Below are 24,041 nucleotides of genomic sequence, written 5' to 3' on the forward strand. Positions count from 1 at the left end.
TTTAGGTTACCTGCCTTAAAATGGGTATGGTTTATCTTTTTTCAAGAGTTTTTTATGAATAATGAGTCATCTTCTAATTCTAATTCTAATTCGGATTCACAAACTTTGCTTAATCGACTGGTCATTGATTATCTCAAAGAAAAAAAGCGAAAAACGCCTCTGGAAATGGATCATACGGGCTGCCATTTTGGTAGTAATAGTTTTTTCATCTTATAAAATAATGTTGTTGGCTGAAAGTACCGAAGCATCCAAAGATAAAGATCACATTGGCTTGATTGATATTAATGGTGAGATTAGTGATTCCAGTTCAGCCAGTGCTGATAATTTTACTAAAGGCATAGATAAGGCCTATAAAAGTAAGGGATTAAAAGCATTAATTGTTCGTCTTAATAGTCCTGGCGGCAGCCCCGTACAAGCAGAATATATTTATAATGTTTTGCAATACTATAAAAAATTAAAACCAAATATTAAAATTTATGCAGTTTGTGTGGATATGTGTGCTTCTGCTGCCTATTATGTTGCTGTTGGGGCTGACGAAATTTACGCTAGTCCGGCAAGTATAGTTGGGTCTATTGGTGTATTGTATAATGGCTTTGGTTTTGTTGATGCAATAGAGAAACTAGGTATCTCGCGGAGATTACAGACTTCAGGAATCAACAAAGCTTTCCTGGATCCTTTTTCACCCATTTCAGATTCTCAGAAACAAAAGCTGCAAACTATGCTTGATATAGTACATAAACAGTTTATTGATCGTGTTAAGGAAGGGCGTGGGAATCGGTTACATATTAATGATGAAACTTTTTCAGGGCTATTTTGGACAGGGGAGCAAGCATTAGCAAGTGGCCTAATTGATGGTTATGCCAGTAGTGGGCAGTTGGCGCGTGAAGTAATTCAAATTGCTAATGTTGTTGATTATACTTATAAGCAAAATGTCTTCGACCGCTTGACTAAAAATTTGGGTACTGCAATGGTCGATGAGTTACCGGTGGCTTTAGGAATTAAGCCTGGGTTAAGGTAAGTACCTTTGTTGTATTCAGAACTCCTGGGTTGCTCCGCGGTGCATGCAGAGATGGAGTTTATTAATCCAATTTGTTGGTCGTATGAGCATTTTATGCCTGTTCAAATTTTGTGGGAATTCCTAGGGGGGAGGGAATGGGAAAGTCAACGAGCTCGTGATTTTAGGAAAACCAGTACTAATGCTGAGAGATATCTATGGTACTATCTTGGAGTGAATAAACTTGGATTTAAATTCAAAAGACAAGTACCAATAGGCGAAGACATTGTTTAACAAATTATTTTAATATAGGTGATATGGTTTGCAGAAGTGATTTAAATACCTTCGGTGTTCCTGCTACTATATCGCCGTGGTTAAGGAAGTCCTCTCCGCCCTGCATATCGCTTATTAAACCACCGGCTTCCCTAATAAGTAATGCGCCTGCAGCGATATCCCAAGGACGCAAACCAAACTCCCAGAAACCGTCCAAACGCCCACTTGCGACGTAGGCTAAATCGAGAGCAGCAGAGCCTGTTCTTCTTACTCCAGCGCATTTCCCAAACAATGCTTCGAAGGTTGGTAAATATTTCTGGGCAAGAGACGCTTCTCTGAAGCGAAAGCCAGTTCCTAAAAGAGAAGCAATAAGCTGGGTTTGCTTGGATACCCGTATTCTTCTATCATTCAATCTGGCCCCGCGCCCTCTGCTTGCAGCAAAACACTCGTGCCGTAACGGATCATAAATGACACCATGTTCAATCCGGTTTTTAATTTTTACAGCGATGGATACAGAATAAAAGGGGAATCCATGTAGGTAATTTGAGGTACCATCAAGGGGATCAATTATCCAGATCACGTCGCTATCGGTTTGTTGAACGCCGCTTTCTTCAGCAAAGATTCCATGTTCCGGGTAAGCCTTATGTATTGTGTTAATAATTGACTGCTCTGCTTTGATATCCACCTCACTAAAATAGTCATGGCTACTTTTGGGAGTTATTTTTAATCGATCAACTTGTTCTACATAACGGTTGATGATTTCACCAGCTTGACGCGCTGCATTGACAGCAATATTTAAAAGTGGTTCCATGGATATACTCTTTAGCAATAAAATCAGCAATTCTAGCATTTTTTTTTAAGTAGAGAGAAGTTCAATCCACAAATACTATGATATAGTTCTTTGTGCAGGATAAAAATTTAAGTTTTATCATGGTGAGCATCCCAGTTCTTATGGGATGAGCATTGGAAATTAATCTATATGTTTTATAATAATTCATCATCTTGCCTCGATGTGTGACAGCGTTTCTATGGTATCCGTAGGATCTATGGTCCACGAATAAGTCGTGAGACATAGAAGAAAGAAAACGCTTGAGCGAACATCAGATTCTTTCGGAGCGATGACAGCAAATAAAAATTTTTGTAGCAGGCAAGGATAGAGTTATAGGTAGCGGATATAATAATTATTTTTATGAAATTAAGTTCCATTCGAATTGTTTTAGTTTCAACTTCCCATCCCGGTAATATCGGTTCTACTGCAAGAGCCATGAAAACTATGGGATTGGGTTCATTATATTTAGTGAACCCAAAATCATTTCCTGATCTTAAAGCCAGAGAGATGGCTGCCGGTGCTGATGATGTTTTAGACAGAGCTGTAGTAACGAGTAGCTTTGATGAAGCTTTAGCGGGATGTCAGTTAATTTTAGGAACAAGCGCCAGACCAAGAGGGCTTTCTTTACCAGGCTTACTCCCAACCTCCTGTGCGGAATTAGTAAGTCAACAATCGGATAATGCGCAAGTAGCTATTGTATTTGGCCGAGAACACGCAGGCCTTACTAATGAAGAACTGTTAAAATGTCACTATCATATTAATATCCCCAGTAATCCTGAATACAGTTCTCTTAATTTGGCACAAGCAGTACAAATTATTGCTTATGAATTACGCATGAAAATATTATCACCACAGGCAGAAGTAGCTCTTCGTCATGAAGAATATGCAACAGCTGATGAAATTGAGCAATTTTATAATCATTTAAAGGAAGTTTTTATCGAAATCCAATTTTTGAAACCATCGAACCCTAGGCGACTAATGCAAAGGGTGAGGCGATTATTTAATAGAATAAACCTTGAAAAAATGGAAGTAAGTATTTTAAGAGGCATGCTTAGTCAGGTTCAGAAATCATTGGAGTGGGCAAGGAAAAACAGTAGGAGTGATTAAGTTGATAACAAAATCGATTTATTTGGATTATATGGCGACAACGCCCGTCGATCCCCGCGTTATTGAAAAAATGATAAAATATTTAGGCCCTGATGGGGATTTTGGTAATCCGGCATCAATAACCCACGAATATGGTAGGGTAGCCTCTCTAGCTGTTGAACGTGCTCGCTCTCAAATTGCAGAAGCTATTAATGCTTCTCCCCAGGAAATTGTATTTACCTCAGGCGCCACTGAGGCAGATAATTTGGCAATTTTAGGCTCTGCCAGGTTTTATAAAAATAAAGGGATGCATCTGATTACTATGAGCACAGAACATAAAGCGGTGCTTGATAGTTTTCATCAATTAGAAAAAGAAGGTTTTCAGGTTACTTACCTTGATCCGGAGTCTGATGGTCTATTGGATCTTAAGAAGCTGGAGTTAGCCCTTAGACCAGACACCATTTTAGTATCTATTATGCATGTCAATAATGAAATTGGAGTCATACAAGACATTGCCTCTATTGGTGAGCTGCTACGTAATCGAGGAATTATATTCCATGTTGATGCGGCGCAAAGCGCAGGCAAATTGCCCATTGATCTGAACAAGCTATCAGTCGATCTAATGTCTTTTTCTGCTCACAAGAATTATGGCCCCAAAGGCATAGGGGCATTATATGTTAGGCATAAGCCAAGAATTCGTTTACAAGCTTTAAGTTATGGGGGAGGGCATGAGGGCGGTTTGAGGTCTGGCACTTTAGCTACTCATCAAATCGTAGGTATGGGAGAAGCTTTTGTTATTGCTGAAGCAGAGCGAAATACTGAGCAGGAGCGTATCTTAAATTTTCGTAAACAATTATGGGAAAGTATTCGAGGTTTACCTAATATTAAGTTAAATGGGCATGAGCATCGTCGTATTGCAGGGAATCTGAATGTAAGTTTTGTTGATTTAAATGGAGATTCTATATTGCTGGCTTTAAATGAATTGGCGATATCGACCACTTCAGCTTGCTCCTCAGCCAGCATTCAGCCATCTTATGTTTTAAGAGCAATAGGACTCACCGATGATGAAGCTCAATCCTCTATCCGTCTCTCAATAGGGCGCTTTACTCAAGAAGAGCAAATTCAGAAAGCAATTAATATAATTTGCACACAAGTCAATAGATTGCATGAATTATCACCACTATGATATATAATAAAAAAGTAAAGGACTGTTTTTTTAATCCTCAGCATGTTGAAAAACTAGATCTAAATAATCCTTTGATAGTGGGTATACAAAGTTATACTGCACATCCAAGGAGTGAAGTGAATTTTTATTTGAGATGTGAAAAAGACAAATTAATATCTAGAGCCAGTTTTAAAACGAATGGTAGTCCTTATGTAATTGCAGCGCTAGAATGGTTATGTCGCCAGATCGAAGGCAAAAGCTTGGAAACGCTTCCGTTATTAACATACCAAGTTTTAATCAACGAACTGGAAATACCCGACAGTCAGTATCCTATAGCTCTCCAGATAGAGGGAATCTATAAAGAGGCGCTGGCTTTAGTGAGCAAGAGATTTGAGAGGTAAAATCTATGAGTGTAGTGATACAACAATCAAGTAGCGTAAATCCAAACATTACTTTCAGCGAATCAGCAATAAAACATTTGATTTCCTATTTAGAAAAAAATCCGGGGCATAAAGGGGTGCGCTTATCTGTAAAAAAAACAGGGTGCTCTGGCCTATCTTATGTGGTTGATTATGTTAAGGAACCAGCAGAAGGCGATATGGTAGCTCCTTTATCCGAAGGTTATTTGGTCTGTGTGGATAAATCAAGTTACCCTTTCCTTAAAAACATGCAAGTTGATTATGTAAGGCAAGGGTTAAACTATAAGTTTGTTTTTAACAACCCTAATCAAACAGGTCAATGTGGTTGCGGAGAAAGCTTTACTGTGAGTTAGGAAATAGTAGCCACCCTAATAGGCATGGTAACTGTCACGCTGTATCGCCGGAATGCTATATTTGGCCCATCTTGGACGAAAAACTGGACACAACTTTGGCATTCCACCAAGATTCAAGCTATGACCCTGAACGATTACTAGGCATGCACATTATATGCTGGTAAAGGTAGCCCGCTATAATGGACGTTTCTTTAATTACTCGAAAATTTCTTTTTCGATATTCAAATCAATTTTGCTTATTCCATCATTGATGGCTTCTATAATTAACTTGCATGTTTTTGCGTTATCAACTGCCCAGTCAGTAAAGGAATGATGAAATGAAATATCCATTACCTGATGGTTACCATTTATTTTTATAGTAACTAATCCATCCTTGGACGAGCCCTCCGCACTCATTTTGTCAAGCTCTTCGAGTTTTGAAAGAGCGTTATCCTTAAGCAGAGCTTTTTGGGATCGGATGACTCTTATAGTCCGTGCTCCCAGACTTTTGAGTACTTGCTCATCTATTACCGCGCTATTGTTTGCTTCCATTTATCATTCTCCTTAGATAGGATAATCACCATATGCCGCGGACAATCCAGACTATGTGCGTCATGTAGGTACTTTAGCAGGATCGCGAAAACAAAATGCCTACCTATCTGCTTACTTTTTATGATCTAAAAGAATTAATTTAATCACAAACATTAATCTTTTTGTTTAAATATATTTCACTTTAACCGAAAGATCAATATTTGATAATATTTATGGGGGTGTATTGACAATTCATCCAAAGTCGCTGCACATAGTTGGTGGAGATGAATTGCCAACATGCCCTATTCTAAAAGCTGGTATTTTGAAGTATCTTGGGTATATCTTAGTAATAATAATTAATTATGGATAATGCATGGAAAAGCAAGAAGGGAGTACAAATAAAAATTCAAGCGTTTGTTTGTTAGAAAAGACATCCAAGCTTGATTTATTAAAATCAATACTGGCATCACTCATCGAAAACGGTTTAATCGTAGCTTTTTCTGGCGGTGTTGATAGTGGCTTTCTTCTATGGGCTGCTATTGAAACTTTAAAGTCTTTAAATCTCTCGGGAAAAAAAGGGCGTGTGCTGGCTGTGCTTGCGGTGAGTCCCAGTATACCTTTGTGGGAAGTTGAAGACGCAAGAAAATTTGCGAAGAATATTGGTGCAGAACTTTTAATAGTCAATAGTCATGAAGTTCAGCAGGAAGCGTATGCTAAAAATGATGGTAAACGTTGCTATTATTGCAAAACTGAGCTGTTTACTATAGCAAAAAAAGAAGGAATAGAAAGGGGGTATCAATCGATTGCGTATGGTTATAATGCGAGCGACCGGAATGATATTCGTCCTGGTCATTTAGCTGCTCAAGAACATAATATTTATTCTCCATTAGAACAAGTGGGCTTGGAAAAAGGTGAAATAAGAGAATTCTTGCGGGAATTAGGATTTAGCCTGTCTGATAAACCCGCAACTCCTTGCCTGGCTTCCCGAATCATGACTGGGGTACGAGTCACGGAAGAAAAGTTAAATCATATTCATGAAATGGAGAGTCTTCTAAGAGATGCGGGTCTTTCTGTTTATCGTGTTCGTATACACGAGGAACATTTTACATCTGAACGACTAACATCCGGGCATCGCTATTTTCGAATCGAAGTAGCGCCAGAAGAAATGCTTGCAGTTTTGAGAATACGTGATTTATTAGTTAGTACAGCTCGAAAGTTAGGTTATCGTTGGGTAAATTTAGATTTAGCGGGTTATCAGCTTGGAGGCGCAACAATTACATCATGAATGAAGCCAATTTGAGAATATTATTAAATAAGTTAGTAGGCGGTGAGGTTGCCGTGGATGCCGTCATAAATAAGCTATTAACGACCTTATTTCAACGCACTGAATTAGGCTATGCCAATCTGGATCATCATCGGGAATTAAGGCATGGATTAAATGAAGTAATCTTTGGAGAAGGCAAGTCAGTAGAGCAACTTATTCAAATTGCTAAAAAACTTGCACAGGGAGAGCGTTGTGTATTAATTACTCGACTTGAGCCTGAAAGAATGGATTTATTAAAAAAAGCTTTTCCTGAAGGTCGAACAAATACTTTGGCAAGAACTTTTATGCTTTATCCTCCAGACATTCATCAGAGCGGGCTATCTGATAAATTCATCGCTATTGTTTCAGCTGGTACCAGTGATATTCCTGTGGCTGAAGAAGCGAAAGAAGTTTGTATGGCGATGAAAATTGCAACGGAATGTATTTATGATGTAGGAGTTGCTGGTTTGCATCGGGTAATAGAGGCTATGGAAACAATTCAGCAAGCCAGTGCAGTGATTGTGGTGGCTGGCATGGAGGGTGCATTGCCAAGTGTTATTGGTGGATTGGTGAAAACACCCATTATTGCAGTGCCTACCAGTATTGGGTATGGAGCAAATTTTCAAGGGATGGCTGCATTATTAGGAATGCTAAACAGCTGTGCTCCTGGACTTGTTGTCACTAATATTGATGCGGGGTTCTCGGCAGGTTTCGCAGCAGCTCGTATTGTCAATGGAATGATAAAAAGTGAAAACACTATATCTTGAAAGTATTGCAGGAATTGCAGGGGATATGTTTGCCGCAAGTTTCGTGGATGCTGGTTTAGTTTTTGTAGAAGAACTGCAAAGTTTAAGTACGAAACTTGGTTTTCAAGACATAACGGTGAAAATATCTGTGGTGAATCGTGCCTCATTAAAAGCTGCTCACCTTGTTGTTCTTTTTAATGAGGAGGAATGGGTACAGCGATTTTCCAAACATGGGATTCCTAAAAATCATCATTCAAGCCATGCCCATGTTCCCTTCAAAGAGTTAGAACGGGTAATTCTCAATTCGCAGCTAGAAAGCGAAGTTAAATTACTGGCAGGAAAAATTTTAAATACTTTGGCTGAAGCAGAAGCTCAATCTCATGGTGTAGCTAAGGAAAAAGTAGTTTTTCACGAATTAGGTATGCTCGATTCTCTTATGGATATTGTAATGGCGGCGTATTGTATTACCAAGGTAAAGCCTGACTTAATTTTAGCTTCTCCGGTGAAATTGGGACGAGGTCTCATTTTAACTGCTCATGGACAACAACCAGTTCCCCCTGCCGTTTCTGCTGCTCTATGTTCAAAAATGTGGGTGGCTTCTTTTCCTGTTGGGATTGAGCCTGAAAATATCGAATTAAGCACACCCACAGGTCTTGCTATACTTAAGGCATTAGAGCCCGTTTTTGTAAAGGAATGGCCTTCTGGAAGGCTGCTTATCACTGGAAATGGGGCAGGAACAATGGATTTAGGAAATTATCCTAATTTATTTCGGATTAATTTATTCGAAGCTCAGCAGGAAGAGCTCGATTTGCCTTATGAGCAGGATGCCGTTTTTGAAGTAGTGGCAAATTACGATGATATCACTGCCGAGCGTTTAGCTTGGGCAGCCCAGAAACTTTTTGAATACGGTGCTTTAGACGTTTGGCAAACAACAGCAGTTGGTAAAAAGGGTCGAGTCGCGATGTTACTTTTTTGTCTTGTAGAGGAAGCAACATTAGCGAAAAGTCTGAATTTTATTTTACAACAAACGTCTACTTTTGGCGTACGTTATGAACGAAAAAAACGTGTCAAATTAAAGCGTTATTTTGAAAACCGAGCTACAGAGAATGGTGTATTTCAAGTGAAGATAGGTTGCGATACACGCGATAATAAAATAAAAGAAAAATTTGAATTTGAAGAAATAAAAGAGCTTTGGGATAACAATGTTAATGATTCATTTTAAGGGATGAAAATGGAGCTTACAAATCTTACGGAAGACAACATTGAAAGGGCTGTTGAACTAGTATTTACTCAGGAAAATAATTTTAACTCAGTAGAAGAAGCTTATCAAAAATTAGCTCGTGTATTTTATGAAAATTTTGGCAGCTCGTTAAATAAATCCGAAGTTGTTTTGTCGCGTGTCTACCATTCTTTTGATTTTCAAGTATTGCCTCAGGAGCTGCAAAGCATAACAAAAGAAATATGGGGAGAACAGGTAAAAGACACCAGCAAAATTTTAGTGTTAATGGGAACTTATGGCCAAGAAGAAGCATGGAGAGATAGAAAACAATCGAAAGGCCATAAGGCCATTCTTTTGAGCAAAGAAACTTTAGAGCGAATTCCTATGGTAGCTCGTTTGATACAACAAATTGGCTTTGATATCGGTTTATTGTTAGGTCATGAAGAAGGGATTGATTATGAAGGTATTGCGGGCACTTTTGGAGTGTTTTATGTGTCGTCAGCTCAAGGTTCTCCTTATATACCCGCACAAGATTTTGTAGAACAATATAAGGTGCAGTCTGTTATAGGTACAGGTGTTATGCTTCCGCAAGGAGATATTAGTGTTTATCTTGCCTTTACTCGTGTCCCCATTAAGAGTGAAGTAGCAGCCAATATTGCACCACTAATGTCTATATTTTGGCAAAAAGCCTATTTTTTATTAGAAAAGTATGGAATGTTTAATTTAAACCAATAAGCCAAAAGGTTTAATTATGGATAATTTAACAATCTGGTTAATGGAAAAATTGCCGGTACCTTTTGTGCAGCACAATAAAGAAAGTGTTCTTTATATTAATCCGGCTTTTAAATGTCTTATATCCGAACAGACCAAATTGGATAACTTTGATTTTATTGGTTGGCTTGATGAGGCTATTAAAGATAAAAAACAAACTCAATTATTTTTCGAAGCACTGGAACAGGATAAAGAACTAATTATCATAACGGAAGGTTATGTAAAAGGGACTGTGCATTATTGGACTATTTATTCTTTTCCTGTTCCTTTAAATGGAAGTTCTACTACTTCCCGAATAACCTGGTTTGCTGATTCGTCAAGTGCCCATCTTAATAAATCCTATTGGGACTTACATCTACGGGTGAGCAAGGCCACAATGCAGTTGATAAAAGAAGTTAACGAACGCAAAAAAGCCGAAGAGAAAGCGATGAGTTTAAACGATGAGCTTGTAAAATTGCAGGATGATTTAATAAGCGCCTCTCGTCAAGCTGGTATGGCAGAAGTTGCTGCTTCGGTACTTCACAATATTGGTAACGTATTAAATAGTGTTAATGTCTCAATAGAGGTGATAAAGGACAATCAACATAGCTCCTTATTTAAAAGGATATCTATGTTAAGTGAGATGTTAAAAGAACATGCCACGAATTTAATGGATTACTTTCAGAACGACGAGAAAGGCAAGTTACTACCTAATTATTTAACGATAATATTTGAAGAACTTGGAGCTTATAAAACTAAAATTGATGAAGAAATCAAACGATTAAAAGACCAATACCTTATCATCAAGGATATTTTAAATGCTCAAAACGAAATTGCAGGCCATCCAACAGCGTTAGAAAAAGTCTTTCTAACGGAGTTAATTGATAATTCCTTGCAGATCATTTTTACTGAAGATTCCATAATAACGAAGAAAATTACAATCAATAAAAATTATAAATACAATTTGCCTATAATTACTAATAAAGTGGGACTAATGCAGATTATAGTTAATCTTTTAAAAAATGCTAAAGAATCCCTTGAAGAGTTAGATGAAGACAGATCTCGCCGTATTAATATTAGCTTGGACAGCAATATTGATGACAATTTTATTGAAGTAAAAGTGATGGACAATGGTATAGGTATCTCACTAGAGGATCAAGAAAAAATGTTTCGCTTTGGATTCACCACTAAGAAGCAGGGGCATGGTTTTGGATTACATCATAGTGCTCTCCTTGCTAAACAATTAGGAGGATCTCTTGCAGTTGAGAGCGAAGGTTTGGGCAAAGGGGCTACCTTTTTACTAAGATTGCCGATTACTGACAGTTCTGAATCCGTACAATAGAGCTCTTGCATCACCTGTAGATTTTGAATTAGTGCAAGGCGAGGAGCGAAGTTTACAAGAAGTAAATGAGCACTCGAGAAATGCTTGCAATGAAGCAATAATATAAAAGATGCAGGTTATGCAAGAGCTCTATTAAACAGCCAGTAGCATAGAATCAATTAGGAGTATGTTATGCCTGAAGTAAGAGATTTACGAATTTTAATTATTGATGATAATAAGAAAATTCATGAAGATTTTTTAAAAATTCTCTCTTTTACAGAGTCTAATACCCCATCTGATATTGAGAAAAAATTATTTGGCGACGTAGCTGTAGAAAATAAACCATTATTACCTCATTTTCAAATTGGTTCGGCTTTACAAGGCAAAGAAGGGGTTGAAGAGATTAAGAAAGCGATAAAAGAAGGGCAGCCCTATGCCTTGGCATTTGTTGATATTCGCATGCCGCCTGGATGGGATGGAATAGAAACTATTCAACACATCTGGGAGGTTGATCCAGACATACAAATTGTTATTTGTACCGCATACTCCGATTATTCCTGGGAAGAAACTATCGAGTTATTAGGTCAAAAAGAAAATCTTCTTATATTAAAAAAACCGTTTGATAGCATCGCAGTCAGACAGCTCGCTTATGCACTCACAAAAAAATGGCAGCTTTTACAGCAAAGTAGAAGTTATACGCGTTTACTTGAAGAAAAAGTGGATGAGCGTACTAGTTCTCTTCAAGAGCTGCTGTCAAGAACCAGAGGCACTCTGGAGTCATCTGCGGATGGTATTTTTGTTTTAAATAATGACAGTGGGGTTGTCGATTACAATACTAAGTTCCTTGATATATGGAATATTCCTCAAAGTATTATTGAAACCAATAAAGGTAATCTAGTTCTTGATTATATTGCTCAGCAGGCAGAAAATCCTATTGAATTTACCAATATGATTGTTGATTTATCAAAAAAACCTGAGGCTGTAAAAGTTAAAAAATTTAATTTCAAACCCGAGAGAATTTTTGAGTGCTATTCACAACCCTATAAAATTAAAGAAGAAATTACTGGTCGCGTTTGGAGTTTTCGTGATATTAGTCAGAGGATTATTCTAGAAAGAAAATTAGAATACCAAGCTCTGCACGATTCACTTACAGGTTTGCCTAACCGGGAATTGATGTTACATAAACTTCAACATGCATTAGAAAGAGCCAAAAGACAACAATCTTTATTTGCTATTATATTTTTTGATTTAAATCGATTTAAATTGATTAACGACAGCTTGGGGCATGCCGCAGGGGATGAATTGCTAAAGCTTGTGGCCAAAAGAATGGAATTTGTATTGCGTCAAACGGATACATTGGCTCGGCTTGGTGGAGATGAGTTTGTTCTAATTGCAGACAGTATCAATAGTGAATTAGATGCCGGTACAATTGCAAATCGTCTTATGGGTGTGTTTAAAGACACTTTCGAAATATGCGGGCATTCCTTGTCAGTCAGTACTAGTGCGGGAGTAAGTCTTTATCCTCGTGATGGAACTACGATTAGTGAATTATTGAGGCATGCTGATGCTGCCATGTATAGGGCAAAAAGTCTGGGGACAAGTCAGCCACATTTTTATACAGTAGAGCTTGGACGCCAAATTGCAGAGCGTCTGGAGCTGGAAAATGATTTAACTAATGCACTGAGTAATGATGAGTTCGTCTTGTATTATCAGCCTCAAGTGGATGCTAGAACAAAAAAAATATTGTCTGTTGAAGCATTAATTCGTTGGCAACACCCTAAAAAGGGACTTTTATTGCCTATACATTTTATACCGATAGCTGAAGAGACGGGGTTAATTTTTTCAATTGGTGATTGGATCTTAAAGACCGCTTGTGAGCAGAATAAGAGATGGCAAGAGAAGGGCTTTCCCAAAATAAGAGTGGCGGTTAGCATTACTTTAAAACAAATTAAACAAGCTAATTTTGCGCAAAAAATCAAAAGTATTTTAGAAGAAACTGGATTAAAATCAAAGTACTTGGAATTGGAGTTATCTGAAAAAGCACTTGTTCGTGCTGTAGATTGGCCTGAAAATCCTCTTGCTGACATAAGGGCAATGGGGGTGAATATTACCTTGGGAGATTTTGGAACAGGAGATTCTAGTATTAATTATTTACACCGGATCCCACTAAATAGACTAAAAATAGCACAATCTTATATTAAAAATATCAATTTAAATAACAGTGATGAAGTGATTATCCAATCCATTATTACGTTAGCTAGAAAATTAAACTTGAATATTGTGGCGGAAGGTGTTGAAACTCAAAAACAATTAGAATTTCTACAGTCTAACCATTGTGAGGAAATCCAGGGGACTTACTTCAGCCAGCCCATTACCTCAGAAGAAATGCAGAATTTGTTAAATAAATAATTTACACAATAATGCTGCCTGATAGGGCAGTATGTGTTCTGATGCTTGGTTAATAAATAGGGTACTACCCCTTTTCTAATGCATATTTTCTTGCTATGATGATTTTTATTTGTTCATTGTTGTTAGATTGTATTACAAGGGAATATTAATGGAATATATTGGCAAATTTTTCAAAGCAGCTTGCCCTAGTGCAGCAAATCATATAAGGAAAAGTTCACAATTAGTTCAACCAAAAAAACCAATATATGTGACTAAAAAACAATTGTCTTCTTTAGAATCTTGGTCAATAAAATCCCAATATGAGCTTATGTTCGCTAAAAAATGTGGCCTGCCAATTCACAATTTTCCAATCAGTCATTCTGCAATTGCATTTGCTAATCATGAGGATGGAACTTATGCGATTTATGGCCGGCAAAGTCCTTTTGATTTGTCATTATGGTCTAGAGATGGTATTGGTTTTAATACTAGGAAAGATAATGAATCAAACTATTTAAATGATAATTTTGGTTTTACCCTTTATCCTACTGGAGTTTCTTTTTCAAAAGATGAAATTAATTCTTTTCTTAATTCAGCCGATATTGCGATTAATCAAAGTCAGGCATGTAATATGATAAATTCTAATTGTTATTCTTATTCCACTACGGCCATATCGTATGCTTTACAATGTTTACTGGCACGATCCGACTACGATCCCAATTCTTCTCGACAAATTATTCAAGTTATAAAAGATCACCCTTTAAAAGACCACTGTTCTTTTGGAGTACTCAATAATCAGGTTGTTGTTGATAGGTTGTTATCGGCACTGAATGCAACGAAGCAGCAGGTTAAGGATTCTCATTCTGAAGATGCTAAAGAATTGCTTATCGACACTGAAGAATTGATCGAGAGAGTTGAAATGGAGTCTAATAAATATAGGATATCTTCTTTACTGTCCTAGTAAATTCTTAAAAACAAACTGAATGAAGAAGCAAAAACACAAGGTAGACATCTATCCTGAGAACAAGTCGAAGTGGACACATTATCAAAACGTACTATCCCAATTTATTCAAAAATTTGAGTTGTTGATTAATATAAAATGAGAATGTCGTAAATTAACCTTCTAATTTGGAAGATCTTTCAATGACTTGTTTGATGTATTTGTACTTAATTAATGAAATTTCTTTTTCAATAAATAAATCGATTTTATACATCCCGTCGTTAATCGCTTCTTTAATGAGCTGACATAGTTTTATTTGGTTATTTGTCCAATCTGCAAGAGGGCGATTCACTGCCACATCGAGAAGCTGATGATTGCCATTTATTGTAACAGTTACTAATCCATTGTCTGAAGAACCTTCCATACTCACTTTCTCGAGCTCTGATAGTTTTGATACAAGCTCTTCTTCCATTTGGAGTCCCTTGGTTTCTATTAATTTTAGGACATGTGGTCCTAAATTGGGTAGAGCCTGTTCGTTAGGTACTTTATTTTCGTTATTATTCATAAAATTTCTCCTTTAATTAATAAGGGGTGTTCCTCACAGTCCTCTGCACCCACGTCATAAAATTTTAAATTCGCGATTACATTTGGGGAGGGGGTGTCCTTCCGTATTCATCCTCTGCTTTAGTTTTTTGCACTAAACCATAGTTTAACAGTATAGGATGGATATCATATATCAGGGATGATTTTATTAAGGAATTATTAGAAATGCCCCTAGATAAATTGTCAGTGGTTGCTTGCTGAAGCACTTGAGCTACTTTAGCGATATCTTCTTTCTTGCTACTTTTTTCTACTCCCTCTCTTTCATTAATGGTTTTAATTACCCCTTCTAAAGAAAAAATAGAAGCAGAATAACAATTGGATGTGTAGAGATTACAATGCTGAGTTTTACAGACAGTTTCTTCTGTGCCTTTTAAAATTTTTTTTATCTCAGAACCACTGACTACGACAGTACTTGGATCAGGTGTTTCTTCTTCAGGAATAACTCTTAATGCAATCGAGGAGTGAAAGAATGGTGATTTTTCTGAAATGTCTGCGAAACCTCGTTTACGGGCAAAGTGTATTTCAAATCTGGCATCATCATCCAATTCATCGATCCTGTCACTCAACATGGCTTCAGGAGGGACTATCACTTTAGGATATTTACTGTTACTGGAGATGGGTTCTATCTCAAAATCAGACCCCTCAAATAAATCATAGTGTTTTTCATTATCCATCACAGTGCCGAATCGTTTTAGATACAAAGAACTTTCTTCGATCTTTCTATGTTCTTCATGCTTGGGAGTTTTCGTCATGTCGCGTACATAATGGGGACTTTGTCTTCCAAATAAATACCATTCCTTTTTTGTAGCAGTTACCTGTGCTCTTTCGGGGGCGCTTGTTTCAAGGTCTGGATTTTGCAAAGATTTTTGTACTTCTCTATAATCAACCACTTGCTGTCCCAAATAATAGGTAAGAGCTCCTCCAACAGCAGTGGCCGTTTGCTTAAACATTTTCCAACGAGCCATTTGATTTCCCCTAGCTAAAACTAAAACAATTTTGTTGACTGTATTTTATTCTTAATTATATAATCTTATTCTAATAGTTCAAATATCAGCCAGTCTTTTTGTGTCGTCTTTTATGTGGTTTTTTTGTGGTGTGGTTTGATGAATACTCATTCCGTGCCTGGTTTATAGAATCTATAGGTTTTAACCATATCAAGGGCATAGAAGCAAAGAGAACATGCCTTAATTGTAAAAAGTAAATTTTTAGAAAAAATAAAGCAATTATTTTTACAATTATAACTAAAATGATACAATAATGACTTAATAATTCCTTAATAAATGAATACCATTAAAACAATGTTTACACTCTTTGGGATATTTGATATTATATCGGTCATGGTGTTGGAGCCAAATTGATGTGCTGAACATAATTTATGTTCATTAAATTTGTATTAGGAGACTAAAATGAGTGCCGTTATGCAACAGGTGATGCAAGGTAATGATGCTTTGTCACACCAGGTAATTAATGTGGTGAAAGGTTATTTAACAAGTGTTGGTAGTAATAAAGATGCTAACTTAAATTTATATCAATTAATCGTTGAAGAAGTGGAAGCACCTTTATTCCGTACTGTTATGGAATTAACTCGTTATAACCAATCAAAAGCTGCTCGAGTTCTTGGTGTAAGCGTGGTACTTTGCGTACTAAATTAAAGCGTTATTTTGATGATGAATTTATTGGAACTCGTGATTTTTAATCTATAGTTCTTTAAACTCTGCTGTTCTTTTTAGGGTGTGTTCACCTCCTGAACAAATTGCGGTATGTAGGCGTTGGGGAACAATTATCAACACACCCCTCTAGTATTTCAATAGAAACTCACCATTAATTGTGGCCTTTTCCTGGACGCTCTGCTAATATTGGAGTCAGAGTTGGTCAGGCAATCGCTCCTTGCAAAAGCAAGGGGAGGAAAGTCCGGGCTCCAAAGGGCAGAGTGCCAGGTAACGCCTGGGAGATGTGAATCTACGGAAAGTGCCACAGAAAATATACCGCCCGCTTGCGGGTAAGGGTGAAATGGTGCGGTAAGAGCGCACCGCGCGATTGGTAACAATCGTGGCAGGGAAAACCCCACTCGGAGCAAGACCAAATAGGAATCCATTTGGCTGCAAAGCCATAACGTATGGCCCATACGGGATTCGGGTAGGTCGCTTGAGGCATACGGTGACGTATGTCCCAGATGAATGATTGCCCGCGACAGAACCCGGCTTATCGACCGACTCTTTCAGTACAGCAACCTATCCTCACAATATTATTCATGCCAAAAATTTTTTTAATAATACATTAATTTGCTCGGGATTAGCTTTTCCTTTTGTTTGTTTCATCGTTTGTCCTACAAAAAAAGCGAATAATTTTTCTTTGCCGGCTTTATATTCCGCGACTTGTTGAGGATATTGATTAATGATTTGCTGAACTATTCCCTCTAAAGTCGAAGTATCGTCCAATTGTCGGTAACCCTCACGCTCAATTATGGCATCCACATTATCTTCTCCCTCACAAAGCTTGTTAAAAAGAATCTTTGCGATATTCGAAGAAATTTGTTTATCGTGAATTTTGTTGAGAAAATCAGCCATGGTTTTAGCTGAAATGGGAGGCATTTCAAAGCTTAGGTTATGTTCATTCAGGAAAGCGGCATATTGGCCTTTTAGCCAGTTAATAATTAATTTGTCAGCAGCATGGCCAAGAGACTTAATGCTTTTGTAATATTGATAAGTATCTGGTGATGATAATATAAAATTAATATCTTCCTCATTTAAAGAAGGTATTTCTTGCATTTCTCTGTTAATTGCTTCAGGCAAATCTGGTAAATTGTTTTTTATTTCATCTATCTGAGTTTGGGTAATATGAATAGGTAACAAATCTGGGTCAGGGAAGTAGCGGTAATCGTTTTCATTTTCTTTGCCTCTCATGGTATGGGTGGTGTTGGTATCAGGATCATAAAGACGAGTTTCCTGAAGAATGGATGAACCACTTTCTAATACCTCCTGATGCCTGGCTTGCTCATAAATAATAGCTTTTTCAATGAATCGAAAGGAATTCAAGTTTTTGAGTTCTGTGCGTGTCCCTAATGCGGTAGAATCTTTAGGCTTTATGGAGAGATTAACGTCACAACGAAAAGATCCTTCTTGCATGTTCCCATCGCATATTCCAAGAAATCGTACTAGTTGATGTAACGCTTTTAGATAATTGATTGCTTCCTCAGCGGAAGATAAACAAGGAGCGGTTACAATTTCAAGAAGTGGAGTGCCTGCTCTGTTAAGATCGATCCCAGTGCAATCGAAGTGGGTCTCATGCATGGATTTACCGGCATCTTCTTCCAAATGAGCGCGTACAATATGAACGGTTTTTTCTAGACTATTATTCAGAGGTATATTTAAATGGCCATTCGTGACAATAGGTTTTTGGTATTGGCTGATTTGATAACCTTTTGGTAAGTCGGGATAGAAATAATTTTTCCTTTCGAAAACAGAGAGATCATTGATAGTTCCGTGAATTGCTAAACCAAATTGAATAGCCATCACAATGGCTTGTTGATTTAATACAGGAAGAACACCTGGCAAGCCAGCATCAATAAAACTCGTTTGAGAGTTGGGTGTAGCACCAAAAGCAGTAGATGCTCCTGAGAATAATTTCGATTTAGTTTTTAGTTGGGCATGAACTTCAAGACCAATGACGGTATCCCATTCCATATATCACCTTTGCTTGTTAGGATCGGCTAAATGCCAGTTGGTATGTTGCTGATAATAATGTGCTAGGGCAAGTAAGCGATTTTCGCTAAAGTATTTGCCGATTAATTGCAAACCAATTGGTAATTTATTATCAAAACCAGTAGGTATAGAGAGCGCTGGTAGACCAGCAAGATTGACTGCCACTGTAAATACATCGGCTAAATAATTTTGTATGGGATCATCAATCTTTTCCCCAAGCTTGAAAGCAGTGGTAGGTGTTGTTGGTCCCAAGATAACATCCACTGAATTTAAAGTTGTAATAAATTCATCTTGAATTAATCGTCTTATTTTTTGGGCTTGCAGATAGTAGGCTTCAAAAAAGCCGGACGAGAGAACATGAGTTCCTGTTACAATTCGGCGTTTCACTTCAGTTCCAAACCCCTCACTGCGGGAATTGGTAATTAACTCAATTAAGGTAGATGCTTCTTTGCTTCTATGGCCAAATCGGATGCCATCGTAACGAGAAAGATTGGATGATGCCTCGGCACAAGCTATGACATAATAGCATGGCACCCATAATGGTTGGAGTTTTAAATCCATCTCAATGATTTCAGCGCCTAAATCTTCAAATAACTTAACAGCTTCACGTATGGCATTCTGGATTCCTTTGTCCACTTGTGGTTGAAAAAAACAGGAAGGAAGTCCTATGCGTATTTTAGTGGTAGGTTTTTGGATTTCAGCAACATAATCGGGAATAAGTGTCTCTACAGAGGTGGAGTCGTTTTTGTCAAACCCGGCCATACAATGAAGAATGATGGCTAGATCTTCCGCTGATTTAGCAAACGGACCTGCTTGGTCCAGGCTTGATGCATAAGCTACCATTCCATATCGGGAAACTAATCCATAGGTGGGTTTTATCCCACTAACGCCGCAAAAGGCTGCTGGTTGACGAATGGAGCCACCGGTATCAGAACCAATAGCAAAAGGAACAAGTCTAGCTGCAACTGCAGCTGCGGAACCACCTGAAGAACCGCCGGATACTCTTTCTTTATCCCAAGGGTTTTTAACTGGGCCAAAATAGCTGTTTTCATTAGAGGAACCCATGGCAAATTCATCCATGTTGGTTTTCCCAATAATAATTGCTCCACTTTCCTTAAATTTTGATACGATCGTAGCGTCGTAAGGAGCTTGAAAATGAGCTAACATTTTAGAAGCACAGGTTGTTTTTAGTCGTTTAGTGCAAAACAAATCTTTCAAGGCCATGGGAATTCCAGTTAATATTTTCCCTTGTCCATTTTTTAACACTAAATCAGCTGATTGAGCTTCCTTAAGAGCATGTTCTTCATCAAGACTGATAAAAGCATTTAAATCCTTATTATTTTGAATCTTATTAAGGTAGTGCTGGGTTAACTCAACACTGGATAATTCCCGATTACGGAGGGCTTTTGATAATTGAGTGAGAGAGTAATTTTCCATTATGATTTGTCCGACGAGATTACTTTTGGCACTAAGTATAAATTATCTTCAAATAAAGGCGCCATGGCTTCTAATTCCGCAAGACATTCAGCCTCGGTGACTTCATCCGGCCTTAAGCGTTGGGTAAGGGCAAGTGGATGAAAAAGAGGGGTTACATCGCTGGTATCGATTGCTTTAAGTTGGTCAACAAAATCCATGATGGCGCTGATTTCCTGAGTTAATTTGGCAGAATGTTCAGCGTCTTCATTCAGATAAGCCAGTTTGGAAATATCTTCAAGATCTTTAGCAGAAATTGTCATGGCCATAATCCATATATAGGTTATGCAGGAGATCATTATAGCGATATTGTTCTAAAAATGAAATGTTAGTTTAATTATCCTAAAGAAAACTATCTCAAGGTTTTTCTGATAAAGCGCAGTCGTTTTCTATTGATACTAACAGGGTTGATGACAATCATTATTCTTCCTTAATTTAGTGAGGATGCGACGATAGTAATCTCGAAGAAGATTCTTGCAGATAAGTAGTTTTACAGTAGAATGAATATCGTATAAGTTAAAATTAATAGAGACTGTTATTCATGCTGCAACAATATAAAACTCGTGGTGGTGTTCAAGTTGAATTTTCTCAACAAGAGTTGGATTATAAACAAGGGATAGACTTTCTTATCGAGAATCTGGACTCTCAACGCGGGGCATTATTTGCTTCAAGTTTTGAATATCCTGGGCGTTATACGTGTTGGGATATTGGGTTTTATAATCCCCCCTTGGCTATAGTTTGTCGTAACAACATCATTAGCTTAGAAGCGCTGAACCAACGCGGAGAAGTATTACTGTCTTTTATTTCTCCTTTATTAAGCATGGAAGATTCGTGGGAATTAACTATCCAAACCCCTGTTTTTTGCCAGCTAAGAGTGAAGCCATCTAATAAAATCTTCAGTGAAGAGGAACGAAGTCATCAGCCTTCAGTATTTAGTGTTATTCGTTTATTACTGAATTTTTTTAAAACGGAAGAAGATTCCTATTTAGGGTTATATGGCGCTTTTGGGTTTGATTTAATTTACCAATTTGAGCAATTAAATCGTTGCAAGCCGAGGATAACTACACAAAGAGATATGGTCCTCTATTGGCCCGACGAGATTTTTATAGTGAATCATCACAAGGAAGAAGCATTTGTTAGACGTTATGATTTCGGGTATCAGGCCGATCAACACAATCTTTAGCCAGGGAAGGAAAGTATTCCCCTTATCACTATAATAGTAAACCAGAAAGGGATTGCGATCATGTAACAGGTGAATATGCAGAGGTTGTCAAGAAAGCTAAGGAAAAATTTGCCTGTGGTGATTTGTTTGAGGTGGTACCCAGTCAAACCTTTTATTCTCATTTTACAGAGCAACCTTCTCAGTTGTTTCGACAAATGAGGGAACTAAACCCATCTCCTTATGGTTTTTTTATAAATTTGGGGGAAGAAGAATATCTGGTCGGTGCTTCCCCGGAAATGTATGTTCGTGTTCAGGGTAAAAGAGTAGAAACTTGTCCAATTTCAGGCACTATCAAACGGGGATCAGATGCTATTGAGGACGCACAGAACATTCAAATGTTATTGGATTCTGAAAAGGAAGAATCAGAATTAACTATGTGCACTGACGTAGATAGGAACGACAAATCACGGATTTGTGAAGCGGGTAGTGTGAAAGTGATAGGACGTCGTCAGATTGAGATGTATTCACGCTTGATTCATACTGTGGATCATGTTGAGGGTATTTTAAGAGATGGATTTGATGCGGTAGATGCTTTCTTAACTCATATGTGGGTTGTTACAGTAACAGGAGCTCCTAAAATTTGGGCTATGAATTTCATCGAAGAGTATGAAAAATCTCCTCGTAAATGGTACGCTGGGGCTGTGGGATGGTTTGGTTTTGATGGAAATTTAAATACGGGATTAGTTTTAAGGACTATTCGTATAGAAAAAGGGATTGCTGAAATTAGAGTAGGGGCTACTTTGCTTTATGATTCTATCCCAGAGGCAGAGGAAGACGAAACGCGATTAAAGGCTTCCGCATTTTTAGATATTTTAAGAAAACCAGAACAGAAACTGAAAAAGAAAAATGATGAGATTCCCTTAACCGGAAAAGATAAAAGGATTCTGCTTATTGATCATCAAGATTCCTTTGTACATACCTTGGCAAATTATTTAAGGCAAACTGGCGCCGAGGTTATTACTGTACGCTATGATAAAGCAGCTAGTTACTTAGAAAATAATCATTTCGATTTAGTGGTGTTATCTCCTGGGCCAGGGAAGCCAAGTGATTTTAAACTATCAGATACAATAAATGCCGCTCTTTCTCGAAAAATTCCAATATTTGGCGTTTGTTTGGGTTTGCAGGGTATTGTAGAGTATTTTGGGGGGGTGTTAGATACTCTCGATTACCCTATGCATGGTAAGCCTTCAAAGATAAAAGTATTAAAGAGTGATGGATTATTTTCCGGGCTAGGAGATTATTTTAAAGCAGGAAGGTATCACTCCCTTTATGCTCGAGAAGAGGCAGTACCCGAAGAACTATTGGTTACTGCTGTAAGTGAGGATGGTATAGTGATGGCAGTATCGCATAAGCATTTGCCTGTGCATGCCGTACAATTTCATCCTGAAACAATCTTGTCGTTGGCAAATCAAGCTGGGCTAAAAATAATCGTCAATTTGATGAGTATGGTGAGGAGCGATGGGTAAAAAAATACTGACTTTGTATTTTATATCAATTTTATTAGGGATATTAACAGGTGCAATTGCTTCTTTGTTTCAACTGGCTATTGCCCAACTGGATCATTTATTGGAATTATTTTTTTCTCTAGTGAGTCAATACGGTTTGCCAGCTGCCTTTATTTCAGCCATAGTATCTATGGCTATGGTATTTATATCTTGGACAATGGTGAGATATATAGCACCTGAGGCAGCGGGAAGTGGTGTTCAAGAAATTGAAGGGACTTTACTGCATATACGACCTATCTTTTGGAAACGTTTATTACCAGTCAAATTTATTTCAGGTGTGTTGTCCATATCAGCAAAAATGGTTGTGGGTAGAGAGGGGCCAACCATACAAATGGGAGGTAACTTGGGGCAAATGCTTGGAGAGTTATTCCGACTTGCACAGCATCGATGTGATACTTTAATTGCTGCAGGTTCTGCAGCAGGGTTAGCCGCTGCATTTAATGCGCCTTTGGCGGGCGTACTTTTTGTTATGGAAGAAATGCGTAACCAATTTAATTATTCATTTACCAATTTTAAAATGGTAATTATTTGTTGTGTGATGGCAACAATCGTTTTACACCTTATGATTGGCTCCCAACCAGCGATTAAAATGGAAGTTTTTGAGTTACCGACTTTGGTTTCTTTGTGGTTGTTTTTACTTTTTGGCATATTAATTGGTCTAGTTGGTTTGTTATTCAATATTGTATTAATGAGAACGCTTGGATGGCTAGATAAGCTACATCCCCAAAATAAGAAATATTATGTTCTGGGGGTCGGTTTTTTAGTGGGCTATCTGGCCTATTTTCACTCGGCTACAGTTGGTGGAGGTTATGTTATTATTAACGAGGCGCTAACCATGTCTCCAGCGTTTGGAGTATTATGTAGTCTGGTGGTTTTCCGGTTTATAACGACGATGCTATGCTACGCCAGTGGTGTTCCTGGTGGTATTTTTGCACCGATGCTGGCTTTGGGAACATTGGTTGGGCTGGCGTTTTTCCATTTGTTTCAATGGTTAAGTATTGATTTTGCTATTGAACCTGGTATGTTTGCTGTGGCAGGTATGGGGGCTCTTTTTTCAGCAGCAGTACGTTCACCAATTACTGGTGTGGTATTAGTCGTTGAAATGACAAAAAACTATTCTTTAATTCTTCCCCTTATGATTTCTTGTATTACTGCGACCACGGTAGTGCAGTTGGCGCGCAATAAACCAATTTATACTCAATTATTAGATAGGAGCTTGCGACTAAGTAAAGTAAGTTCTTAAG

Annotated in this window: 20 protein-coding genes, 1 other RNA gene and 3 pseudogenes; 17 read left to right on the forward strand and 7 right to left on the reverse strand. The window is 37.8% G+C overall.

Features of this window, described 5'->3' with window-relative positions; translation table 11 throughout:
• Positions 1-54 precede the first annotated feature (54 nt).
• Both OK13_RS03235 and OK13_RS14055 read left to right on the forward strand, forming a co-directional pair.
• Positions 55-1,018, forward strand: a pseudogene (locus OK13_RS03235) (S49 family peptidase).
• Between the two features lie 93 nt (positions 1,019-1,111).
• Positions 1,112-1,288: a DUF559 domain-containing protein gene (locus OK13_RS14055; protein WP_081964848.1), complete on the forward strand. Its 177-nt coding sequence runs from the start codon at positions 1,112-1,114 to the stop codon at positions 1,286-1,288.
• A gap of 4 nt (positions 1,289-1,292) precedes the next feature.
• On the opposite strand, the gene OK13_RS03240 is transcribed toward OK13_RS14055, so the two are convergent.
• Entirely contained in the window at positions 1,293-2,078 is a 786-nt protein-coding gene (locus OK13_RS03240) for an inositol monophosphatase family protein (protein ID WP_035887622.1), read from the reverse strand.
• A 378-nt stretch (positions 2,079-2,456) separates the two neighbouring features.
• Here OK13_RS03240 and trmJ point away from each other — a divergent pair, with 378 nt between their 5' ends.
• Genes trmJ through OK13_RS03260 form a run of 4 tightly spaced genes read left to right on the forward strand, consistent with a single transcriptional unit; the run spans position 2,457 to position 5,119 of the window.
• Positions 2,457-3,203, forward strand: coding sequence for a tRNA (cytosine(32)/uridine(32)-2'-O)-methyltransferase TrmJ (gene trmJ, locus OK13_RS03245; protein WP_035887625.1), 747 nt, complete (start codon positions 2,457-2,459; stop codon positions 3,201-3,203).
• Between the two features lies 1 nt (position 3,204).
• The gene (locus OK13_RS03250; RefSeq protein WP_152571565.1) at positions 3,205-4,368 is read left to right on the forward strand and encodes an IscS subfamily cysteine desulfurase; all 1,164 of its coding nucleotides are present in this window, start codon (positions 3,205-3,207) and stop codon (positions 4,366-4,368) included.
• Positions 4,365-4,748 (forward strand): iron-sulfur cluster assembly scaffold protein, encoded by a 384-nt coding sequence (locus tag OK13_RS03255; protein WP_035887627.1) that lies wholly within the window; start codon positions 4,365-4,367, stop codon positions 4,746-4,748. The genes OK13_RS03250 and OK13_RS03255 overlap by 4 nt, the downstream gene beginning before the upstream one ends.
• A 5-nt stretch (positions 4,749-4,753) precedes the next feature.
• Positions 4,754-5,119 (forward strand): HesB/IscA family protein, encoded by a 366-nt coding sequence (locus OK13_RS03260; protein ID WP_035887631.1) that lies wholly within the window; start codon positions 4,754-4,756, stop codon positions 5,117-5,119.
• 195 nt (positions 5,120-5,314) lie between these two features.
• Here OK13_RS03260 and OK13_RS03265 read toward each other — a convergent pair whose 3' ends face one another.
• A complete protein-coding gene (locus OK13_RS03265; RefSeq protein ID WP_035887634.1) occupies positions 5,315-5,650 on the reverse strand; it encodes a YbaB/EbfC family nucleoid-associated protein in 336 nt (111 codons plus the stop codon).
• Positions 5,651-6,002: 352 nt separating this feature from the next.
• Between OK13_RS03265 and larE the strand changes: the two genes are divergently transcribed.
• The 7 genes from larE to OK13_RS03300 all read left to right on the forward strand — a co-directional run bounded on the left by larE (position 6,003) and on the right by OK13_RS03300 (position 14,314).
• Positions 6,003-6,914, forward strand: a complete 912-nt coding sequence (gene larE, locus OK13_RS03270) for an ATP-dependent sacrificial sulfur transferase LarE (RefSeq protein WP_052117542.1) — start codon at positions 6,003-6,005, stop codon at positions 6,912-6,914.
• Positions 6,911-7,699 carry a nickel pincer cofactor biosynthesis protein LarB gene (gene larB, locus OK13_RS03275; RefSeq protein ID WP_035887636.1) on the forward strand — a complete coding sequence of 263 codons (789 nt, stop codon included), beginning with the start codon at positions 6,911-6,913 and terminating at the stop codon, positions 7,697-7,699. Before larE ends, larB begins: the two co-directional genes overlap by 4 nt.
• A complete protein-coding gene (gene larC, locus OK13_RS03280; protein ID WP_035887638.1) occupies positions 7,680-8,900 on the forward strand; it encodes a nickel pincer cofactor biosynthesis protein LarC in 1,221 nt (406 codons plus the stop codon). The genes larB and larC overlap by 20 nt, the downstream gene beginning before the upstream one ends.
• A 9-nt stretch (positions 8,901-8,909) precedes the next feature.
• Complete coding sequence (locus OK13_RS03285; protein WP_035887640.1) at positions 8,910-9,632, forward strand: hypothetical protein; 723 nt, start codon at positions 8,910-8,912, stop codon at positions 9,630-9,632.
• 16 nt (positions 9,633-9,648) lie between these two features.
• Complete coding sequence (locus OK13_RS03290; RefSeq protein WP_052117543.1) at positions 9,649-10,989, forward strand: sensor histidine kinase; 1,341 nt, start codon at positions 9,649-9,651, stop codon at positions 10,987-10,989.
• Between the two features lie 171 nt (positions 10,990-11,160).
• Positions 11,161-13,377 (forward strand): EAL domain-containing protein, encoded by a 2,217-nt coding sequence (locus OK13_RS03295; RefSeq protein WP_035887641.1) that lies wholly within the window; start codon positions 11,161-11,163, stop codon positions 13,375-13,377.
• Between the two features lie 148 nt (positions 13,378-13,525).
• Complete coding sequence (locus OK13_RS03300; RefSeq protein WP_035887643.1) at positions 13,526-14,314, forward strand: hypothetical protein; 789 nt, start codon at positions 13,526-13,528, stop codon at positions 14,312-14,314.
• Positions 14,315-14,468: 154 nt separating this feature from the next.
• Here OK13_RS03300 and OK13_RS03305 read toward each other — a convergent pair whose 3' ends face one another.
• Together OK13_RS03305 and OK13_RS03310 are read right to left on the reverse strand one after the other, a co-directional pair.
• Positions 14,469-14,858, reverse strand: coding sequence for a YbaB/EbfC family nucleoid-associated protein (locus tag OK13_RS03305; protein WP_035887645.1), 390 nt, complete (start codon positions 14,856-14,858; stop codon positions 14,469-14,471).
• Between the two features lie 76 nt (positions 14,859-14,934).
• Positions 14,935-15,861 carry a hypothetical protein gene (locus OK13_RS03310; protein ID WP_035887648.1) on the reverse strand — a complete coding sequence of 309 codons (927 nt, stop codon included), beginning with the start codon at positions 15,859-15,861 and terminating at the stop codon, positions 14,935-14,937.
• A 441-nt stretch (positions 15,862-16,302) separates the two neighbouring features.
• On the opposite strand from OK13_RS03310, the pseudogene OK13_RS03315 reads away from it, so the two are divergent.
• Both OK13_RS03315 and rnpB read left to right on the forward strand, forming a co-directional pair.
• Positions 16,303-16,592 (forward strand): annotated as a pseudogene (locus OK13_RS03315) (helix-turn-helix domain-containing protein).
• A 168-nt stretch (positions 16,593-16,760) separates the two neighbouring features.
• An RNA gene (gene rnpB, locus OK13_RS13840) (RNase P RNA component class A) lies at positions 16,761-17,117 on the forward strand.
• 28 nt (positions 17,118-17,145) lie between these two features.
• On the opposite strand, the gene gatB is transcribed toward rnpB, so the two are convergent.
• From gatB to gatC, 3 genes are read right to left on the reverse strand one after another with little or no spacing between them, the layout of a single operon-like run.
• Positions 17,146-18,579, reverse strand: a complete 1,434-nt coding sequence (gatB, locus tag OK13_RS03320) for an Asp-tRNA(Asn)/Glu-tRNA(Gln) amidotransferase subunit GatB (protein WP_035887651.1) — start codon at positions 18,577-18,579, stop codon at positions 17,146-17,148.
• 3 nt (positions 18,580-18,582) lie between these two features.
• Positions 18,583-20,034 (reverse strand): Asp-tRNA(Asn)/Glu-tRNA(Gln) amidotransferase subunit GatA, encoded by a 1,452-nt coding sequence (gatA, locus tag OK13_RS03325; RefSeq protein WP_035887653.1) that lies wholly within the window; start codon positions 20,032-20,034, stop codon positions 18,583-18,585.
• Positions 20,034-20,333, reverse strand: coding sequence for an Asp-tRNA(Asn)/Glu-tRNA(Gln) amidotransferase subunit GatC (gene gatC, locus OK13_RS03330; RefSeq protein WP_035887655.1), 300 nt, complete (start codon positions 20,331-20,333; stop codon positions 20,034-20,036). The genes gatA and gatC overlap by 1 nt, the downstream gene beginning before the upstream one ends.
• A 278-nt stretch (positions 20,334-20,611) precedes the next feature.
• On the opposite strand from gatC, the pseudogene OK13_RS03335 reads away from it, so the two are divergent.
• Both OK13_RS03335 and clcA read left to right on the forward strand, forming a co-directional pair.
• Positions 20,612-22,758 (forward strand): annotated as a pseudogene (locus tag OK13_RS03335) (anthranilate synthase component I).
• Positions 22,751-24,040: a H(+)/Cl(-) exchange transporter ClcA gene (clcA, locus tag OK13_RS03340; RefSeq protein ID WP_035887658.1), complete on the forward strand. Its 1,290-nt coding sequence runs from the start codon at positions 22,751-22,753 to the stop codon at positions 24,038-24,040. Before OK13_RS03335 ends, clcA begins: the two are co-directional and overlap by 8 nt.
• The last annotated feature ends 1 nt before the right edge of the window (position 24,041 follow it).

This window comes from Legionella norrlandica, from assembly GCF_000770585.1.
GTDB classification, from domain to species: Bacteria; Pseudomonadota; Gammaproteobacteria; order Legionellales; family Legionellaceae; genus Legionella; species Legionella norrlandica.

Coding starts and splice junctions, on each gene's coding strand:
- gatA (WP_035887653.1), bottom strand. CDS start 20,034: ATGGAAAATTACTCTCTCACTCAATTATCAAAAGCCCTCCGTAATCGG.
- OK13_RS03300 (WP_035887643.1), top strand. CDS start 13,526: ATGGAATATATTGGCAAATTTTTCAAAGCAGCTTGCCCTAGTGCAGCA.
- OK13_RS14055 (WP_081964848.1), top strand. CDS start 1,112: ATGCCTGTTCAAATTTTGTGGGAATTCCTAGGGGGGAGGGAATGGGAA.
- gatC (WP_035887655.1), bottom strand. CDS start 20,333: ATGACAATTTCTGCTAAAGATCTTGAAGATATTTCCAAACTGGCTTAT.
- OK13_RS03305 (WP_035887645.1), bottom strand. CDS start 14,858: ATGAATAATAACGAAAATAAAGTACCTAACGAACAGGCTCTACCCAAT.
- OK13_RS03260 (WP_035887631.1), top strand. CDS start 4,754: ATGAGTGTAGTGATACAACAATCAAGTAGCGTAAATCCAAACATTACT.
- OK13_RS03285 (WP_035887640.1), top strand. CDS start 8,910: ATGGAGCTTACAAATCTTACGGAAGACAACATTGAAAGGGCTGTTGAA.
- larB (WP_035887636.1), top strand. CDS start 6,911: ATGAATGAAGCCAATTTGAGAATATTATTAAATAAGTTAGTAGGCGGT.
- gatB (WP_035887651.1), bottom strand. CDS start 18,579: ATGGAATGGGATACCGTCATTGGTCTTGAAGTTCATGCCCAACTAAAA.
- OK13_RS03295 (WP_035887641.1), top strand. CDS start 11,161: ATGCCTGAAGTAAGAGATTTACGAATTTTAATTATTGATGATAATAAG.
- OK13_RS03310 (WP_035887648.1), bottom strand. CDS start 15,861: ATGGCTCGTTGGAAAATGTTTAAGCAAACGGCCACTGCTGTTGGAGGA.
- larE (WP_052117542.1), top strand. CDS start 6,003: ATGGAAAAGCAAGAAGGGAGTACAAATAAAAATTCAAGCGTTTGTTTG.
- OK13_RS03290 (WP_052117543.1), top strand. CDS start 9,649: ATGGATAATTTAACAATCTGGTTAATGGAAAAATTGCCGGTACCTTTT.
- OK13_RS03255 (WP_035887627.1), top strand. CDS start 4,365: ATGATATATAATAAAAAAGTAAAGGACTGTTTTTTTAATCCTCAGCAT.
- OK13_RS03240 (WP_035887622.1), bottom strand. CDS start 2,078: ATGGAACCACTTTTAAATATTGCTGTCAATGCAGCGCGTCAAGCTGGT.
- clcA (WP_035887658.1), top strand. CDS start 22,751: ATGGGTAAAAAAATACTGACTTTGTATTTTATATCAATTTTATTAGGG.
- OK13_RS03265 (WP_035887634.1), bottom strand. CDS start 5,650: ATGGAAGCAAACAATAGCGCGGTAATAGATGAGCAAGTACTCAAAAGT.
- trmJ (WP_035887625.1), top strand. CDS start 2,457: ATGAAATTAAGTTCCATTCGAATTGTTTTAGTTTCAACTTCCCATCCC.